Origin of the sequence: Streptomyces sp. SID5785, from assembly GCF_009870065.1 — a bacterium.
In the GTDB taxonomy this organism is placed as follows: domain Bacteria; phylum Actinomycetota; class Actinomycetes; order Streptomycetales; family Streptomycetaceae; genus Streptomyces.
Map to the genome: position 1 here is coordinate 1 of NZ_WWIA01000190.1, position 894 is coordinate 894.

1 pseudogene is annotated in these 894 nt (G+C 75.2%); it reads right to left on the minus strand.

Features of this window, described 5'->3' with window-relative positions:
* A pseudogene (locus GTW43_RS05770) lies at positions 1-612 on the minus strand (hypothetical protein); the annotation flags it as partial.
* Positions 613-894 lie beyond the last annotated feature (282 nt).

Sequence of the window (894 nt, forward strand, 5' to 3'; positions counted from 1 at the left end):
ACGCGCGACGGGCGGCGCGGCCGGTGGCGCCGCGGGCGCGGTGTACCCCGGGGGCACGGCGTCCTCGGGCTCGGCGACGACGGCGCGTACGTCGTCGGCTGCGGCCGCCACGTCCGCCACGTCCGCCACGTCCGCCACGTCCGCGACGGCCGGGTCCGCCGGGACGGCCGTCCGGCCCTGTTCGTCCCCGCGCGCCTCGCCGTCCGCCACGTCCCCGGAACCGGCGGACGCCTCCTCGGACAGCTCCGCCACGGCCGGGACGTCGCCCTCGTCGTCGGTGTCGGCACCCTCGTCGGCGGCGTCCTCCGGCAGCGGCTCCAGCATGGACAGCACCGAGACGGGCGCCTCGGGCAGTTCGCCCCGCTCGCCCCCCTCGGCCCGATCGGCCTCGTCGTCGCCCCGCGGGGCCGCGTCCGGCGCGGACGTCACCGACTCGGGCTCCTCCTGCCGGGCCGCCTCCCGCGACGCCTCCCGCTGCTTGCGCTTCAGGCTGCGGTGCGCGGGGTTCGGCCGGTGCTGGTCCGGGCGGCGCACGGGAAGGGGGGACTTGGACGCGGCCTCGTCGTCCGCCGGGTCGGAGCTCACCGCGGACCCGTCAGACCCGTCAGACACGACAGATCCGTCAGACGCGACAGACTCACCGGACGGGAAGGATTCGGCGGATTCCTGAAGATACGGTTCCGCAGAACCCCCGTCCTCGTCGGAACGGCGAACTTCATCGGCTGACCCCCGCATTGCGCCCCTGCCCGGTCACGTCTGATCCCACGTACACCACCAGCGGTCCCGAACGGACCGCTGAACGCGAGATTCTATCGCCCGTCCGGTGATCGCAGCGGCAAACCCCCCTTCCCTCACGCTCCCCTCACCCCCCTCGGTGGATCGGCAGCCCCACCC